Consider the following 16,696-nt stretch of genomic DNA (forward strand, 5'->3'; position numbering starts at 1 on the left):
TTGTCCAAATCGAGGCGAAAAAACAGTTCGCTGATTGATAGCGATAAAGCGCTCTATTTTCCTAGATTCGTGCAGTTTATGCTAGAAAAATTACATTATTCTTAACGACTTGGATTTTTGTTTATGAAAAATTACAAGAGATTCATGATCTTGCTAAACAATGAAGAAACCTGCTTATTCTTTGCTCAGATTTACAGTTTTTGCTGTACCCTAAACCCTAATATGATAAATCGTAATGGATAAACAATGTGATTCTCTAAAATATTGCCACTTTTTAAGGTGGAATCCTTATTTGAAATTAGGGCGATAATCAAAATTTTGTTGCGCTTTATGATCGGTAAATGGGCGAATAGGTTTCTTTGCGAGGCTGATACTGTTGATTAAGTTATTCGGAAAAACTTGAATCAAGTTATTAAACTCTTCGACATTTCGATTGAATATTGAAATTGCAGCACTGACATTTTCATTTTGCTCTTGAATGTCATGCATCATTTGGTTGTAAAGCTGATCAGCTTTGAGATCTGGATAATTCTCAACAACCACATTTAAACTTTTCATTAACGACTGACTTAGCGCTTCAATATACTGAAGCTGAGCTATATCAGATGATTGTGTATTGAGATTTAGGATTTGTTGGCGTAAGGCTGTGATATTTTCTAGTGTTGATTTTTCAAACTCAGTGTATTGAGATAAATTTTGCTCAAGATGCTCTAATGTTTTAATTTTCTGACGTTCAAAATTTGCGACATCTGACCAAGCACGCTGAGAAGCATTGAAATATCGAACGATATTATTTCGAACCCATATTCCCCAAACAATAATCAAAACAAAGATGGAAAGAAAAATGAATAAGCCCACACGCATTACCTAATATGATCGTTATTATGCAACTAAGTTTAGCATGCTCTGTTTGAGTTGTTGATAATTTGGCATGGTTAATGTTCTTAAATAACCGCGCAAAGCGGATATATTTTTAATGTCTTTGATTTCAAGCTTGTGCGTGACTTCAAATAAATCGCGCTCTCCCAAATAGCACATGATTTGGTCATGAGGGTGGAAAATTAAGTCGCCGTGGTGCAGTCGATAAAATTCAATCAGTTTGAGTGTGGTTGATGGCGTCATGATCTTTGCGAGTTGTAAACGATCTGTACCGTAAATCTGAACTTTTTTACGTAGCTCTAAATCACTGCTCTCCCAGCGCTCTGTATATGGTGTGGTGAACCCTTTCTTTCTACTGGTCGTCGCTAATCCTAGTGGTGATATATCAAATACAAATACGCCCCAACGATGACGTTCAATTTTTTTTAATTTTTGTGGTGTTTTGTTTTGCTCAGGCAGATTGACTTCATCAATAAATCGGTAATGAAAAATCATAACAGGGAAATCTTGGTTTTGAGCGTTTTTCCACGTGGTAGAGGCAAATTTTAAAATGTCATTGGCATGGTTGCCTTGGTTAAACAAAGGAAATTTTTGCCTTAGCTGACTTATGATCAAGGTGTTATGTCTATTTGTTCCAAGGTGTGATGGCGTTGAATAAGCTTCTATACCGAATTTAAAACCAATCATTCGCTCTTCAAGAAATGAAATCACTTCATGAATAGGTTTATTTGGTTCATAAATGATATATGCAATCAGGATAAGTATCGCCGCTGAGCTATATGCCATCCATTTTAATGTGTCAAAAATAGGAAAGAGCGAAAAAACAATGAATATGATGGCAAGCGTAACTAAAAATTTAGGTATGCCATTGTGAAAAAAGAGTTGGGTATTCGAACCCCATGGATGTAATCCTTGCAGGATGTCATCAGAATGTTGAGCAGAACGTCCAAGAGCCCAAAGCCGATCAACACTGGCCATAATTTGCTTGTTCTTTCGGGTGCGAAGGTGAAGCAGTTGCTGAACAGAATCAATCGGCATAGATCAGATCCTAATCTTTTACTTGGTCAATCAACATTGCGTCACCATAACTAAAGAAACGATAGCGTTCTTTTACAGCATGTTCATACGCATTCAAAATATAATCACGATTGGACAGGGCTGAGACAAGCATTAATAATGTTGATTCTGGAAGGTGGAAGTTAGTAATTAAGCGATCTACTACTTTAAATTCATAACCAGGATAAATAAAAATCTGAGTATCACCAGTCCAGCCCTTCAGTTGGCCATCATTGGCTTGAGCCGCACTTTCAGTTGCCCGTGTTGCAGTCGTTCCGACGGCAATCACTTTATTGCCTCGATCTTTAGTCGCCTTAATCAACGCCATAGCTTCATCGCTGACTTGGCACCATTCACTGTGCATGATGTGATTTTCGATATCAGTGGTGCGTACTGGTAAGAAGGTACCTGCACCCACATGTAAGGTGACAAATGTCTTGTTTACACCTTTATCTTCAAGTTTTTTTAATAGTTGTTCATCAAAATGTAGAGACGCCGTTGGAGCTGCAACGCTGGCAATTTTTGTAGGATCATTAAATACGGTTTGATAACGTACAGTATCAATATCTTCTGCTTCTCGGTTGAAGTAAGGTGGAATAGGCAATGCACCATACTGATCCAATACATCTAAGATTGGTTTGGAAAATTCCACCACATAGAGATTTTCATGGCGCCCTTGAACCGTAACTTTAACCTCATCTGATCCGACAAAAAGCTCAGCACCTGGTTTTGGTGAGTTACTTGCTTTGATATGGCAATGAGCAATAAATTGATCAAGCATTCTTTCAACCAGAACCTCAATCGCACCACCTGAAGCACGCTTACCTTTCAAGCGAGCTTTCATTACCTTAGTATCATTGAGAACTAATAGATCACCTTCATTAAACAGGTCTAAAATATCGGTAAATTGGTGATCATCATACTGACCATCCGCCTTAAGATGAAGCAGGCGAGAAGCACTTCGTTCTTCAAGAGGGTAACGGGCAATAAGTTCGTCTGGGAGTTCAAAGTTAAAATCAGAAAGTTGCATAAGAATATAAAAATGGAATCAGCAAAAATTTTGGCATTAGTATATGCTTTTTTTCCCCAGTTCGAGTTGAGTTTGGTGGTTAAAAAAGCATAATGCATACTATTGATTTAAAAATAGGCGCTTGAGTCAGGTTTTGCATTGACAAAGAAAAGAAAAACGATATTATACCGAACACAACCTTTCCCGAGGTGGTGAAATTGGTAGACGCGGCGGACTCAAAATCCGCTGTCAGAGATGACGTGTCGGTTCGAGTCCGACCCTCGGGACCAAATACTTAAAGGCCTTCAAGCATATTCAGACTTGAGGGCCTTTTTATTTGTTTTAAATAAATAAAGGAATTTTAAAATTTCAAATGAAGATTTGATGAATAATATAAGATAAGGATTGAGTAAATTTTATTTTAATAATAAATAGTTATGGTTTATTCAATCGATCTTCACTAGACGCTTACGTTTTATAAAGTACGACTCATGCTTTAGCTAGATATTCAGTCCTCAAAAATGCACTTTCTTAATATTTGAGAATGTATTAGTCTTGATGAAATAAGGTTTCATTTCTTTACTGTGAAATGAAAAAATAAAATGTAATCGATCATTATTCCCCTTTACTCCATGGCAGGATGTAGACATGAAAATAGAATTTATAGATGTCGATCAAGCTGATCAGCTCAGTGCCTGCAAAATGTCTCTTTTACTCGGTGTATCAACGCCAAAAAATCAACTTGAGAGTTTTTTAAGATTTGCGCGTGGCATTTTAAATGCGGAGTCAGCAATCTTAGCTTTTCATGATGAACCATATGTGTGGCATTCTTCTCCAAATGGATTTAAAGCTTTTAATGCCAATAAAAAAGCAAAATTATTACCATATTTCGCGGGTCAAACTTCGATCAGTCGTGATCATCCTAATTATTCATCTTTTTCAGCACATATTCATCAACTCGGAGTTGATCACGAGCGAATTATAGCCATTGATTTAAAAGTGAATGATGATTTTTCAATTGGTCAAGTGATTTTATTTGATAATCAGCACCAACCTTTTGATGATCAAAATTTAGAACTGGTTTATGATTTTTCAATGAGCTTAATTCGTATATTAGAGCTTCATTCGGATTATGCGGAACTCAAAGAATTATATGAACAACAATCGGCGCTTAATTTCAGTAAAACAAAATTCTTTCAAATCATTGCACACGATTTACGCGCACCATTTCATGGCTTATTAGGTTTTTCTGATGTATTGGCCAATGAACGTGAAAGTTTGGATGAGGACAGTGTACAGAATATCGCTGAGTATCTACATGATACCGCTCAATCGACTTATAACTTATTGGAAAGCCTATTAAATTGGGCAATGGCTGAAGGCGGGAGATTTGTCTATCACCCTATTCAGTTTGAGCTTAAACAGGTGACAAAAATCGTTTTTGATGTTTTAAACACGTTGGCTGTGAAAAAAAATATTCAATTAATTGAAAGTGTGCCGCAAGAGTTAAAAGTCTTTGCCGACATTAATATGATCACATCAGTGATTCAAAACTTGGTATCCAATGCTTTGAAGTTTACTCATGTGGATGGAACTGGAAAAGTTTATATCGAAGCATCAAAATGCGATCAAGGTGTCGAAATTGCCATTCGCGATACAGGTTTAGGTATGACATCACAGCAAATTGAGAAGCTTTTTCAACCGGATTTGAAGGTATCTATTCGTGGTACATCTGGTGAAAAAGGTGCTGGTTTAGGTTTGGTGTTATGTAAAAGATTTGTTGATTTGAATCATGGTGAAATTTGTGTCAGTTCTCAACAAGGTCAAGGTACGACTTTTAAAGTCATATTACCTGAAGCAGACACTCATGCAGCGTTACCTGCCACCCCAAATACGAGTAATCAAACATCTTTGGAAAAAGTGAACTAAATAGTCCACAAAATGCGTAAGGACTGATATAAAAGAGTTTTAGATTTATTCAGGCTTTTTTTCAAATGAATGCTGATCAGTTGCAAAAAACTCTTAGAGCCAGTCAATACGCGGAACAAGTTTATAATTTACATCAAACATTATTAGAACAAGATTATTCATCTGATCAATTTAATAAATTTTTAAGTACTGAACAAATCTATCACATTGTACAAAAAGAACTTGCTGACATTCAGGATGAAAAAGAATGGATGCAAAAAATTCGAATTTTGCGAGCACGTTTAATGTTTCGGTGGATTTGGCAGGATGCGAACCGCCTCATTTCAGTTATTACATTGACTCGTGAGCTTTCAGACTTTGCCGATGCCAGTATTGATGCAGCCAAAAGCTTCGCTTATCGTCCATTGCAAGCCAAACATGGAGAGCCGATCGGCTATAACGGTAAGCTTCAAGACCTTATCGTGATTGCAATGGGTAAATTGGGGGCTCAGGAACTTAATTTATCCAGTGATATTGATCTTATATTTGCCTTCGATGAGCAAGGTGAAACCAATGGTCGTAAATGTATTGATGTTCAGCAATTTTGCATCCTTTGGGGGCAAAAAATTATTTATTTGTTGGAACATATCACCGCAGATGGATTTGTATTCCGAGTGGATATGCGATTACGACCATGGGGTGATGGTTCAGCACTTGCAATCAGTCATGCGGCACTCGAAAAGTATCTCAGTCAACATGGGCGTGAGTGGGAGCGTTATGCATGGATAAAGGCGCGTATTGTTACAGGAGGAAAGGAAGGGGATGAGCTTCTGGAAATGACTCGACCTTTTGTATTCCGCCGTTATGTGGACTACACTGCTTTTGCAGCGATGCGTGAAATGAAAGCGATGATTGAGCGTGAAGTTCAACGTAGAAATATTGAAGATGATATTAAACTTGGTGCAGGTGGTATTCGTGAAGTCGAGTTTATCGTTCAAGTTTTCCAGTTGATTTATGGTGGTTCAAAACTTGAGCTACAAGACCGTCAATGTTTAGTGAGTCTACATCATTTGGGGGTTGTTGGATTACTTGAACCTGAAGTGGTAGATGAGCTTGAAAATGCTTATTTATTCTTGCGTCGTGTGGAACATGCTATTCAAGCCTTAAATGACCAACAAACGCAATCACTGCCTACTGAGGTTGACCAAAGAAATCGCATCGTAGAAACACTTGGATTTGAAAGTTGGGATGCGTTCTTAGATGTTCTCAATGAGAAGCGCGCTATAGTAACTTATCAGTTTGAGCATTTAATTAAAGAAAAAGAAGTAGATCCATTGGTTGAAAGCTTTAGCCAAATAGAGCAGCAATTGAATGAAGTTTTAGATGAGTCTGCTAAAAATTTGGTTCGTGAATTTTGGTATGGACATGCCATCAAAAAATTACCCGCTAAAGCAGTTAATCGTTTAAAAGAGTTTTGGCCTCATCTGATTCAAGCTGTTCTTGAATCGGATAATCCACAAGTCGCTTTGGTAAGGCTGATGCCACTGGTTGAATCTGTGATGCGGCGAACAGTCTATTTGGTAATGTTAATTGAAAGTAAAGGAGCATTACAGCGACTCGTTAAAATGGCGACTGTAAGCCCATGGATTTGTGAAGAGTTAACTCATTATCCAGTTTTACTCGATGAGTTTTTATCGATGGATTTTGAGTTACCTAAACGCCAAGATTTGGAGGATTCACTCAGACAGCAGCTGCTGCGTATTGAAATTGATCAAGTGGAAGATCAAATGCGCGTATTGCGCTTATTTAAAAAATCGAATGTTTTGACTGTAGCAGCAAGTGATGTATTGGCTGAAAGTCCACTGATGCGTGTGTCTGATGCGCTCACCGATATTGCTGAGGTTTCAGTTCAAGCAACTTTGAATTTAGCATATCAAATTACAGCAAAAAAACATGGTTACCCAGTAGATGCAGATGGTCAGCGTTGTTCAAAAAATCATATGGCATTCAGTGTCATTGGGTATGGGAAATTAGGCGGTATTGAACTTGGGTATGGTTCAGACCTTGATTTAGTCTTTATCCACTATATGGATGAGCAGGCAGATACAGATGGCTTGAAACCAATTAGTGGTTTTGAATTTGCGATGCGTGTTGGGCAAAAGCTCATGTCGCTGATGACAACCCAAACTTTAGATGGTCGTGTGTATGAGATTGATACACGATTGCGTCCTTCAGGAGAAGCTGGGCTTCTCGTCACAAGCCTTAAGGCTTTTGAGCAATACCAACTTAAAAATGCATGGCTTTGGGAGCATCAAGCGATTGTTCGTGCGCGTAGTATAGCGGGTGAGCAAAGCTTAAGAGAAAAGTTTGAGGAATTACGCTGTCGTATTTTAACTTTGCCTCGAAATGAAGAAACGGTGAGAGCAGAAGTGCTAAAAATGCGTCAAAAAATGAAAGACCATTTAGGCTCATCAAATGAGCAAAAAAAAGATGGAATTTTTCATTTAAAACAGGATGCAGGTGGTATCGTTGATATCGAATTTATGGCACAGTATGCAGTATTAGCATGGAGTGGGACGAATCCTGATCTCGCCCATTACTCCGACAATGTACGAATCCTTGAGGATGCCGCAAAAACTGGCTGCTTATCCAGCGCCGATGCGACAGCATTGATTCAAGCTTATCTCCGTGAACGTGCCGAGAGTCATCGTTTAGCCCTTGCAAATCAATCCATGCAAGTGAGTGCTGCGAATTGGCTCGATACCCGTAAGGTCGTTTGCAAGCTATGGCAAAGATTAATAGATCCAACTGCATCAGTAGTTGGATAGAAATGACTGTGTATAAAAATTTGGAGTTTAGGTCATGAATTTGGCTGATCGTGATGGTTTTATTTGGCAAGATGGACAATTAGTTGATTGGCGTGAAGCAAAAACTCACGTCTTAACACACACTTTACACTACAGTATGGGTGTGTTTGAGGGTGTCCGTGCCTACGAAACTCCGAATGGAACGGCAATTTTCCGTTTAAAAGAACACACTAAACGTCTTTTAAACTCTGCCAAAATTTATCAAATGAAAGTTCCGTTTGATCAGGCGGCATTAGAACAAGCTCAAATTGATGTGGTGCGTGAAAATAAATTAGCTTCTTGCTATTTACGTCCAATTATCTTTATTGGTTCGGAAAAGCTAGGTATTGCAGCGACGGATAATACAATTCATGCAGTGGTTGCTGCGTGGAGCTGGGGCGCTTACCTTGGTGAAGAAGCAATGGCGAAGGGTATTCGTGTAAAAACTTCTTCTTTTACACACCATCACCCTAACGTGACGATGTGTAAGGCGAAAGCATCAGGAAACTATACGCTGTCTATTTTGGCACACCAAGAAGTAGCGCACTCAGGTTATGACGAAGCAATGTTGCTTGATCCACAAGGTTATGTGTGTCAAGGTTCAGGTGAAAACGTATTCTTAGTGCGTGATGGCGTGATTCATACCCCTGATATCGCTGGTGGTGCTCTTGATGGTATTACTCGTCAAACCATTATTACGATTGCGAAAGACCTTGGATATGACGTTGTAGAGCGCCGTATCACACGTGATGAATTCTATATCGCTGATGAGGCATTTTTTACAGGTACAGCGGCAGAAGTAACGCCAATCCGTGAATATGATGATCGTCAAATCGGTGAGGGTGTTCGTGGTCCAATCACAACACAAATCCAAAAAGCATACTTCGATGCCGTACAAGGTAAAGACCCTAAATATGCTCACTGGTTAACATATGTGAAGTAATTAATGCTTTGAAAAAAGGACTCAATTGAGTCCTTTTTTAATCATCTTTACCAAAAATATCTCTGGTATACACTTTATCTGCAACATCATTTAGTTTATCGCAATGACGATTACTAATAATTAAATCTGCTCTTTTTTTAAATTCTTCCAGTGTTTTGATGATTTTTGAGTTTTGAAAATTTTTCTCTGAAAGTGTGTGTTCGTAAATAATGATCTTGATTCCTTGTGCTTTGAGACGACGCATAACACCTTGTATTGCTGACGATCGAAAATTGTCTGAACCACTTTTCATGACCAAACGATATATCCCAACAACGCTAGGGCATCTCTCCAAAATAGACTGTGCAATAAAATCTTTGCGAGTAATATTCGCATCTACAATGGCTTGAATTAAATTGCTTGGAACTTGGTCGTAGTTGGCGAGTAATTGTTTAGTATCTTTAGGAAGACAATATCCGCCGTAACCGAATGATGGATTGTTATAAAATTTACCAATTCGAGGATCTAAACAAACACCCTCGATCATTTGGCGAGTGTCCAATCGGTATATTTGAGCGTAAGTATCTAGTTCATTGAAGAATGCAACGCGCATAGCTAAATAGGTGTTTGCAAAAAGTTTGATTGCTTCTGCCTCGGTGGAGTCAGTGAACAAGACTGGACAATCTTTTTTATAAGCACCCTCTATGAGCATGTTTGCAAATTGATGTGCTCGTTCAGAATTTTCACCCATTATAATTCTTGAAGGATATAAGTTATCCAGCAATGCTTTTCCTTCTCTGAGAAACTCAGGTGAAAATATAATATTCTGTGTTTCAAATTTACTTTTTAGTTGTTGGGTGTAACCTACAGGAACTGTCGATTTGATAATGATCGTCGCTAATGGATTGATACTTAAAATCTCAGTGATCACAGATTCAACACTTGAAGTGTCAAAATAATTGGTTGTAGGGTCATAATCAGTTGGTGTCGCAATAAGAATATAGTCTGCCTGAAAATATGCATCCACAGCATTAGTTGTTGCTTTAAAGTTTAATAGTTTATTACTTAGAAAATCAGTGATTTCTGTGTCTTGTATAGGTGAGATTTTCTTGTTCAATAAATTTACTTTATTTTGATCAATGTCTAAGGCGGTGACTTCATGATGTTGCGCTAAAATCATCGCATTTGAGAGACCGACGTACCCAGTGCCGACAATAGTAATTTTCATTATTTTAGTTCAAGCCAGATTAAATTTAATTTGACAAAATAGGGTTTCTAAGACGTGACAATTTAATGAAGATTTGATTTCAATTTTGACGAGTTTGAATTCTTATCGTTCAAGAATATTTTAACTCTGTGGTATGATGCAGCTATTGATTAGGTGGAATAAAACGGCATGTCAATACATGAAAACAATGTCTTATTAGAAGAAGAGATTGCACAAGAACAGAACATTGTTTTGTGTATGAAGTGGGGAACCAAATATGGTTCTGAGTATGTGAATCGTCTTTACAATATGGTGAAACGACACACGACTGTTGATTTCCAGATGGTTTGTCTCACTGACCGTACAGAAGGAATTGATCCAAATGTTAAATGCTTTCCTATTCCACCGTTAGCATTGCCTGAAGGCGCGCCTGAGCGTGGTTGGAACAAACTTTCAACTTTTGAGCCTGACTTATATGGCTTAAAGGGAAACGCGCTATTTTTAGATTTGGATGTTGTTATCGTTGATAACATGGATGATTTTTTCACTTATCCAGGTGATTTTTTAATTATTCACGACTGGAAACGACCATGGCGAATCACAGGTAATAGCTCAGTATATCGTTTTAAATTGGGCGCTTTCCCTGGATTATTACCATATTTTCGTGAGAACTTTGATGAGATCCGAAAAAAATTCCGTAATGAACAAGCCTATTTGTCATGGTATGTAGATAAACATGCGAAGCAAACCTATTGGCCAGATAGCTGGTGTAAAAGTTATAAATATCACTGTTTACAAAAAATCCCAATGGCGTTTTTTAAGCCACCAGTAAAACCTGAAGGTGCTAAAATTATTATTTTCCATGGTGAGATTAATCCACCTGATGCTGTGAATGGTGGCGGTGGTAAATGGTACCGCTATGTGTTGCCAAGTCAATGGATTAAGGATGCTTGGCAATAATAGTTGCCTTTTAATGGTGGTTTATAATGCCTGTTAGAAAAAAAAGTAAATTCGAACAATGGTTCTCCTTTAGTCGGCATCAACGTCGTTTTGGTGCAGATGAGGTCTATGCTCAATTTGAAGGTATAGATATTAATGCGTTGAAAGAAAACTTGATTGAAGGTGATGAAACACGCTATACCCATGGATCAGCGAAAGATTTGAAGCAGCATATAGAGCAGCTCAAAGATGAGTTCGTAGGTCAACCTGCGTTGAATCATTATCATGCTAGTCTAATTGTATTGATGCGCCGAGATGTTGATACGACAGATAACTATCTAAAATTTAAATCTTTATGGCTTAAAGAGCGAGATTTTTTACTGAAATCCTTAAATATACGATGGTTAATTTCAGCGTGTGATACTTTCATTGATCATGATGAAGATTCTCTTCTGAAAGCAATTTTGATGAATGCTGTGGTTCTTATTAATACTTTAAAGCTTCAGGAAACGGAACGCTATTTATGTGATCATCAGATGGAAGAAAATCTAGAGTGTCTAAATCATTTACAGTCACAACGTTATGCTCTATTTGATGGTACATCTGCTTTTGCAGTGGGTACTGATGATACATTGAGAAATATGCGTTGGCGTTTAGACCAGATATGTACTGATCATCCATTAGGTCAATTGGTTATTGAAATTTTTGAGCGGATTAATCAAGACGTTAATGATACTGTCTATGTGCGTTTTAAAAAAAGACATACGCGTGAAAAAACACGTTGGTGGTAATCCATGCAGATCTTGATTATAAATCTTGAGCGTTCAAAAGAGCGTTTGGCTTTTCAGACTCAACAGTTTGATGATCTGGGTTTATCTTTTCAGCGTTTAGCTGCTGTATCAGTTGATGATATCGATGATTCACAATATCAATTATTAGGGTTTGGTTGGCAAAGACCTTTGCGTAAGGTGGAGGTAGCATGTTTTTTGAGTCATCAGAAAGCTTGGGAAACTGTTATTAAAACTAATGAACCAGCATTGATATTAGAGGATGATGCAGTCTTATCATGTCATATTCCTCAGTTACTTGAAGAAATACAAAATTATAATTTTAAAGATATAGATTTAATTAATTTTGAAGTACGTAGTCGTAAAAAAATTATTTCTAAAAAACCAGAATATCAATTAGTCGCTGGACAAACTGCGCTATATACTCTATATCAAGACCGAACAGGTGCAGCAGGATATTTACTCTATCCATCGGGCGCAAAGAAGTTATTACAACGTTTAGCAGAAACCTCACCTGCAATTGCTGATGGTTTTATTTTTAGCCATTATGGATTGAAGAGTTTACAAGCTGAGCCTGCCGCAATTATTCAAGAAGATCAAATGGTAGCTTATGGTCTTGTACCTGCTGAGCAGTTTGAATCAGTGATCGGACGTTCAGAACATCACAAGCCAATTTATTCTTCTGCTATGGAAAAAAGAGTATTTAGAAAGAGACGGATCATCGGTCAGTTGGCTATGGGATGTCGCTATATGCAAGTCATATTTAAAGCGCAAAAGCGATTTATTCGTCTTGATAAGGCACATTTTTAACAATATTGAATATCGAATTATGAAGAAAAAAAAGGTTGTACTTGCTATTTTTACTTTACAAGGTAACGGTGCTGAACGTTTCGCATTAACTTTAGCCAAAGGTATAAATAATGCAGGACATGAAGCACATATTGTTTATTTCAAAGATATTATAGATTTACCTATTCCTGATGGAGTAGAGACACACTTCTTTAATTATCAAAAATTTCGTGGCATACCTAAATTTATGCGCCAAAGTATCGCTGCCAAAGCCTTTGATCGCTTTGTGCGTCAACAGATTGGTGAGCCAAATTTGGTACTGTCCAACTTATATCCAGTCGATTTTATTTTAAGTCGTAGTCAGTTGCCTAATGTACATTTGGTAATTCATAACACCACTAGTTTGGAGTATGGACAACGTCTGACTAAGGCCTTTAAAAAGCAGTTGGCCAAAGTGTATTTAGCCAAGCCTTGTGTAGCGGTTAGCAAAGGGGTGGAAGCTGATTTTAAAGATATTTTTGGTGCTGATAGCAGGGTTCAGACAATCTACAATCCAATTGATGTCGATGCTGTTCGACACGCTGCATCAGAATTTATTCCTGATCTACCTCAGCCTTATTTGGTCAATGTTGGTAAATTTAAGCAGCAAAAACGTCATGATGTGTTGATTCGTGCGTATGCACAAGCACAGCTGGATCTGCCTTTGGTCTTGGTGGGTACAGGCGAGCTGATGGCTGACAATCAGCGTTTATGTCAAGAACTAGGGGTATCGGATAAAGTTCACTTTATCGGCTTTCAAAATAATCCGTATCCGTTTATTCAACGTGCACAAGCGATGGTCGTATCCTCAGACTTTGAGGGATTTAGTATTGCAATTTTAGAAGCATTAGCTTTAAATACGCCGGTTTTAAGTACGGATTGTCCATCTGGTCCTAGTGAAATTTTAGATAAAAATTTTTTAGTTCCAGTTGGTAATATTGATAAGTTAGCTAGTAAGATGTCTGAAATTTCATCATGCGATAAAATCTATAATCCTAGTTTATCTCGAAAATTTAAAGTTCAAACGGCTGTTGATGAATATTTAAGCCTTGGTGATTGTAGTGTACAAAGTTGAAGAAAAAATCAAGTTATCTGTCATTATTCCTGTTTATGGTGTAGAAGACTATATTGAAGACTGTATATCATCACTTTATAGTCAATTAACTAAGGAGGTGGAATGTATTTTTATTAATGATGGTTCAAAAGATAGATCTATTGATATTTTAAAGAATTTTTTAAATAAACAATCCTTTAAAAAAAATATTAGGATTATTGATCAGGATAATCAAGGGCTAAGTATGGCACGTAATAATGGTGTTGATTTAGCTGAAGGAGATTATGTATCTTTTATTGATTCTGATGATTATGTCCTAAATGATTATATAGAAGAAATAATTAATGTGATTGATCATAACAAGAATGTTGATCTTATACATTTTAATGCGATCGAGGAAAACAAATTTTTAACTCAAAAACCACTTGTATTAGCTGATCAAATACAGTTAGTTAATAATGTAAATGAAGAGTACTTAAAGAGAATTTTTAAAAAAAACAAGTGGTATGCATGGTTGAGGGTTTATAAAAAAGACTTATTAAAAAACATTAGATTTCCTAAAGGTTATTATTTTGAAGATATGCTTGCTGTGCCGTTTTTATATAATGAAAATATAAAAATTTATGAATTAAATAAAACACTAATTTTTTATAGGTATAGACCATCTAGTATAAGTAATTGTAGTGTTAATGAAAAACACTTAGAGAGTTTATTTTATGGGGTGGATTTGTTTAGAGACAATCGTGATAAGTGTCATTTTAAACAAGTGTATATTCATTTAATATTAGGATTATTTAATAATTATATAAAAATGAATTTTAAAAAGTATTGTCGTTTTATCAACTCAATTAAGTCTAAAGATTTGAATTATATTAAAAATAATTCAAATGAGTTGCATTGGAAAGTAAGGTGGATGTTGAAAACCCCTAAATTTTTTTACCTATACAAAAATTGGCTAGGTCTTAGAAAACATAAATAAATATAATAGGGTATTTACAGTGTTCTATTATTTATTATCCGCATTTCCTTTAATCACCATATAAATAAGTGCGGCGATTGAACCAAAAGCTGCAATAAAACTACTCGTACTAAAGAACACGATACGCTGATAAGTGGTGAGGTTAAATAATTGTTCATTCAAGATATAACGCATAAATGCCCATTGCACGATGCAAAATACAATAATAATGATTGTATGACGACGAACATCAGGACGCATAGCCATATGAATGAACTCTTAAATATTTTCTGAGATTATGCCATTTTTGAGCGTTTATCTCAATGAAATAAAAACCCTGCAGTTGCAGGGTTTTTATTTAGATCAACAAACGTTATTCTTGTGATTCAGCTTTTGGTTTTTCACGTAAGCGAATACCAAGATCACGAAGTTGAGTTGATTCAACTGGTGCAGGAGCTTGTGTTAAAGGACATTCCGCAGTTTTCGTTTTCGGGAATGCAATCACATCACGAATAGAAGAACCACCTGTCATTAACATCACAAGACGATCTAAACCGAATGCTAAACCACCGTGTGGAGGTGCACCATAACGTAAAGCGTTCAATAAGAAGCTGAATTTCTCTTCTGCCTCTTCTTCACCAATACCTAATGCTTCAAAAATTGCTTTTTGCATTTCTAAGTTATGAATACGAAGCGAACCACCACCGATTTCAGTACCGTTAAGTACCATATCGTAAGCAACAGACAATGCAGCACCTGGGTTATTCTTCACTTCTTCAACGCTAGATTTTGGCAATGTGAATGGGTGGTGAACAGAGGTCCATTTACCATCATCAGTTTCTTCAAACATTGGGAAATCAACAACCCAAAGTGGTGCCCACTCGCAAGTTGCCATCTTCATGTCATGACCGACTTTGATACGTAAAGCACCCATTGCATCGTTTACAACTTTCGCTTTATCTGCACCGAAGAATACGATATCGCCATTTTCAGCACCCACACGTTTTAATAGATCAAGCACGATTGGCTCGATGAATTTCACGATAGGAGATTGTAAGCCTTCGATACCTTTTTCAAGTTCGTTAACTTTGATATACGCCAAACCTTTTGCACCGTAGATACCTACAAACTTAGTGTACTCGTCGATTTGGCTACGTGGAAGAGAGCCTGCACCCGGTACGCGAAGCGCAACAATACGACCTTTAGGGTCTTTAGCAGGACCTGCGAATACTTTGAACTCTACGTCTTGCATTAAATCTGCAACGTCAACGAGTTTAAGTGGAATACGTAAGTCAGGCTTGTCAGACGCATAGTCGCGCATTGCATCTGCATAGGTCATACGTGGGAACTTATCAAATTGAACATTAAGAAGTTCTTTAAACATCTTAACTGTTAAACGTTCCATTAAATCCATAATGTCATCGTCACTCATGAACGATGTTTCAACGTCGATTTGTGTGAATTCAGGCTGACGGTCAGCACGTAAGTCTTCGTCACGGAAACATTTAGCAATTTGGTAATAACGATCAATACCACCCACCATTAACAATTGTTTAAACAACTGTGGTGATTGCGGAAGAGCGTAGAAACTACCATTTGATACACGGCTTGGAACTAAATAGTCACGCGCACCCTCAGGAGTCGCACGTGTCAAAATAGGTGTTTCAACGTCTAAAAATCCATTTTCTTCGAAATAGTTACGAATAAGGTTTGTTAATTTAGAGCGGAAACGTAAACGCTCTAACATTTCTGGACGACGAATGTCCAAGAAACGATACTTCAAACGAATTTCTTCTGAAATATTAGTATTATCATCATTTAATGGAAATGGTGGAGTTTCAGACGCTGCTAGAACTTCAATTTCTTTACCTAATACTTCGATTTGACCACTCACCATGTTGGCATTTTCAGTACCAGCATAACGACGGCGAACACGACCAGTAATTTTTAATACAAATTCAGAACGAGCTTTATCAGCTGTTTCGAAAGCTTCTGGTGTATCAGGATCAATAACCACTTGAACTAGACCATCACGGTCACGCATATCAAGGAAAATTACACCACCATGGTCACGGCGACGGTGTACCCATCCGCAAAGTGTAACGGTTTGATCAATTTGAGCTTCGGTTAATGAACCGCAGTAATGAGTTCGCATCATAGCGTTAAAAATCCAACTATATGGGTTAATGAAAGCGTATACGTAAACAGCGTAACGCCTTTATACAAAGGGTGAATTATGCCTCTTTGAGACTACAGTCACAAGGAGAAGATTATGAAAGCACTATTATTTAATGCAAATTTA

Annotated in this window: 14 protein-coding genes and 1 tRNA gene; 9 read left to right on the top strand and 6 right to left on the bottom strand. The window is 37.2% G+C overall.

Going from position 1 to position 16,696, the window contains the following annotated elements; all coding sequences use genetic code 11:
• Positions 1-288: 288 nt before the first annotated feature.
• The 3 genes from AC1M9F_RS12630 to queA are packed head-to-tail and all read right to left on the bottom strand — an operon-like array spanning position 289 to position 2,965.
• The gene (locus AC1M9F_RS12630; protein WP_481597940.1) at positions 289-858 is read right to left on the bottom strand and encodes a LemA family protein; all 570 of its coding nucleotides are present in this window, start codon (positions 856-858) and stop codon (positions 289-291) included.
• A gap of 24 nt (positions 859-882) precedes the next feature.
• A complete protein-coding gene (locus AC1M9F_RS12635) occupies positions 883-1,917 on the bottom strand; it encodes a hypothetical protein (RefSeq protein ID WP_481597941.1) in 1,035 nt (344 codons plus the stop codon).
• A gap of 10 nt (positions 1,918-1,927) precedes the next feature.
• On the bottom strand, positions 1,928-2,965 hold the full coding sequence (queA, locus tag AC1M9F_RS12640; RefSeq protein ID WP_481597942.1) for a tRNA preQ1(34) S-adenosylmethionine ribosyltransferase-isomerase QueA: 1,038 nt from the start codon (positions 2,963-2,965) through the stop codon (positions 1,928-1,930).
• A 182-nt stretch (positions 2,966-3,147) separates the two neighbouring features.
• Here queA and AC1M9F_RS12645 point away from each other — a divergent pair.
• The 4 genes from AC1M9F_RS12645 to AC1M9F_RS12660 all read left to right on the top strand — a co-directional run bounded on the left by AC1M9F_RS12645 (position 3,148) and on the right by AC1M9F_RS12660 (position 8,641).
• Positions 3,148-3,234, top strand: a tRNA-Leu gene (locus AC1M9F_RS12645).
• 358 nt (positions 3,235-3,592) lie between these two features.
• Positions 3,593-4,873, top strand: coding sequence for a sensor histidine kinase (locus AC1M9F_RS12650; protein ID WP_180028869.1), 1,281 nt, complete (start codon positions 3,593-3,595; stop codon positions 4,871-4,873).
• Positions 4,874-4,938: 65 nt separating this feature from the next.
• Positions 4,939-7,680 carry a bifunctional [glutamate--ammonia ligase]-adenylyl-L-tyrosine phosphorylase/[glutamate--ammonia-ligase] adenylyltransferase gene (gene glnE, locus AC1M9F_RS12655; RefSeq protein ID WP_180028868.1) on the top strand — a complete coding sequence of 914 codons (2,742 nt, stop codon included), beginning with the start codon at positions 4,939-4,941 and terminating at the stop codon, positions 7,678-7,680.
• 34 nt (positions 7,681-7,714) lie between these two features.
• On the top strand, positions 7,715-8,641 hold the full coding sequence (locus AC1M9F_RS12660; RefSeq protein WP_035265589.1) for a branched-chain amino acid transaminase: 927 nt from the start codon (positions 7,715-7,717) through the stop codon (positions 8,639-8,641).
• A gap of 37 nt (positions 8,642-8,678) precedes the next feature.
• Here the strand turns inward: AC1M9F_RS12660 and AC1M9F_RS12665 are convergent, their stop codons facing one another.
• Positions 8,679-9,848 carry a nucleotide sugar dehydrogenase gene (locus AC1M9F_RS12665; protein WP_481597943.1) on the bottom strand — a complete coding sequence of 390 codons (1,170 nt, stop codon included), beginning with the start codon at positions 9,846-9,848 and terminating at the stop codon, positions 8,679-8,681.
• Positions 9,849-10,016: 168 nt separating this feature from the next.
• On the opposite strand from AC1M9F_RS12665, the gene AC1M9F_RS12670 reads away from it, so the two are divergent.
• The 5 genes from AC1M9F_RS12670 to AC1M9F_RS12690 are packed head-to-tail and all read left to right on the top strand — an operon-like array spanning position 10,017 to position 14,415.
• Positions 10,017-10,787, top strand: coding sequence for a hypothetical protein (locus tag AC1M9F_RS12670; RefSeq protein ID WP_035265587.1), 771 nt, complete (start codon positions 10,017-10,019; stop codon positions 10,785-10,787).
• Between the two features lie 26 nt (positions 10,788-10,813).
• Positions 10,814-11,557, top strand: a complete 744-nt coding sequence (locus tag AC1M9F_RS12675) for a hypothetical protein (protein WP_481597944.1) — start codon at positions 10,814-10,816, stop codon at positions 11,555-11,557.
• 3 nt (positions 11,558-11,560) lie between these two features.
• Entirely contained in the window at positions 11,561-12,364 is an 804-nt protein-coding gene (locus AC1M9F_RS12680) for a glycosyltransferase family 25 protein (protein ID WP_481597945.1), read from the top strand.
• 19 nt (positions 12,365-12,383) lie between these two features.
• Positions 12,384-13,457, top strand: a complete 1,074-nt coding sequence (locus tag AC1M9F_RS12685; protein WP_481597946.1) for a glycosyltransferase — start codon at positions 12,384-12,386, stop codon at positions 13,455-13,457.
• On the top strand, positions 13,444-14,415 hold the full coding sequence (locus AC1M9F_RS12690) for a glycosyltransferase family 2 protein (protein ID WP_481597947.1): 972 nt from the start codon (positions 13,444-13,446) through the stop codon (positions 14,413-14,415). Before AC1M9F_RS12685 ends, AC1M9F_RS12690 begins: the two co-directional genes overlap by 14 nt.
• Positions 14,416-14,442: 27 nt before the next feature.
• Here AC1M9F_RS12690 and AC1M9F_RS12695 read toward each other — a convergent pair whose 3' ends face one another.
• Both AC1M9F_RS12695 and aspS read right to left on the bottom strand, forming a co-directional pair.
• Positions 14,443-14,661, bottom strand: a complete 219-nt coding sequence (locus tag AC1M9F_RS12695; protein ID WP_481593534.1) for a hypothetical protein — start codon at positions 14,659-14,661, stop codon at positions 14,443-14,445.
• A gap of 106 nt (positions 14,662-14,767) precedes the next feature.
• On the bottom strand, positions 14,768-16,552 hold the full coding sequence (gene aspS, locus AC1M9F_RS12700) for an aspartate--tRNA ligase (RefSeq protein ID WP_035265578.1): 1,785 nt from the start codon (positions 16,550-16,552) through the stop codon (positions 14,768-14,770).
• Between the last annotated feature and the right edge of the window lie 144 nt (positions 16,553-16,696).

It is taken from the genome of Acinetobacter sp. ANC_7504, from assembly GCF_056779995.1.

What these genes read in the sequence shown, in the direction of transcription:
- AC1M9F_RS12685 (WP_481597946.1), top strand. Translation starts at nt 12,384, where the DNA reads ATGAAGAAAAAAAAGGTTGTACTTGCTATTTTTACTTTACAAGGTAAC.
- AC1M9F_RS12680 (WP_481597945.1), top strand. Translation starts at nt 11,561, where the DNA reads ATGCAGATCTTGATTATAAATCTTGAGCGTTCAAAAGAGCGTTTGGCT.
- AC1M9F_RS12670 (WP_035265587.1), top strand. Translation starts at nt 10,017, where the DNA reads ATGTCAATACATGAAAACAATGTCTTATTAGAAGAAGAGATTGCACAA.
- aspS (WP_035265578.1), bottom strand. Translation starts at nt 16,552, where the DNA reads ATGATGCGAACTCATTACTGCGGTTCATTAACCGAAGCTCAAATTGAT.
- AC1M9F_RS12675 (WP_481597944.1), top strand. Translation starts at nt 10,814, where the DNA reads ATGCCTGTTAGAAAAAAAAGTAAATTCGAACAATGGTTCTCCTTTAGT.
- glnE (WP_180028868.1), top strand. Translation starts at nt 4,939, where the DNA reads ATGAATGCTGATCAGTTGCAAAAAACTCTTAGAGCCAGTCAATACGCG.
- AC1M9F_RS12695 (WP_481593534.1), bottom strand. Translation starts at nt 14,661, where the DNA reads ATGGCTATGCGTCCTGATGTTCGTCGTCATACAATCATTATTATTGTA.
- AC1M9F_RS12650 (WP_180028869.1), top strand. Translation starts at nt 3,593, where the DNA reads ATGAAAATAGAATTTATAGATGTCGATCAAGCTGATCAGCTCAGTGCC.
- AC1M9F_RS12665 (WP_481597943.1), bottom strand. Translation starts at nt 9,848, where the DNA reads ATGAAAATTACTATTGTCGGCACTGGGTACGTCGGTCTCTCAAATGCG.
- AC1M9F_RS12660 (WP_035265589.1), top strand. Translation starts at nt 7,715, where the DNA reads ATGAATTTGGCTGATCGTGATGGTTTTATTTGGCAAGATGGACAATTA.
- queA (WP_481597942.1), bottom strand. Translation starts at nt 2,965, where the DNA reads ATGCAACTTTCTGATTTTAACTTTGAACTCCCAGACGAACTTATTGCC.
- AC1M9F_RS12635 (WP_481597941.1), bottom strand. Translation starts at nt 1,917, where the DNA reads ATGCCGATTGATTCTGTTCAGCAACTGCTTCACCTTCGCACCCGAAAG.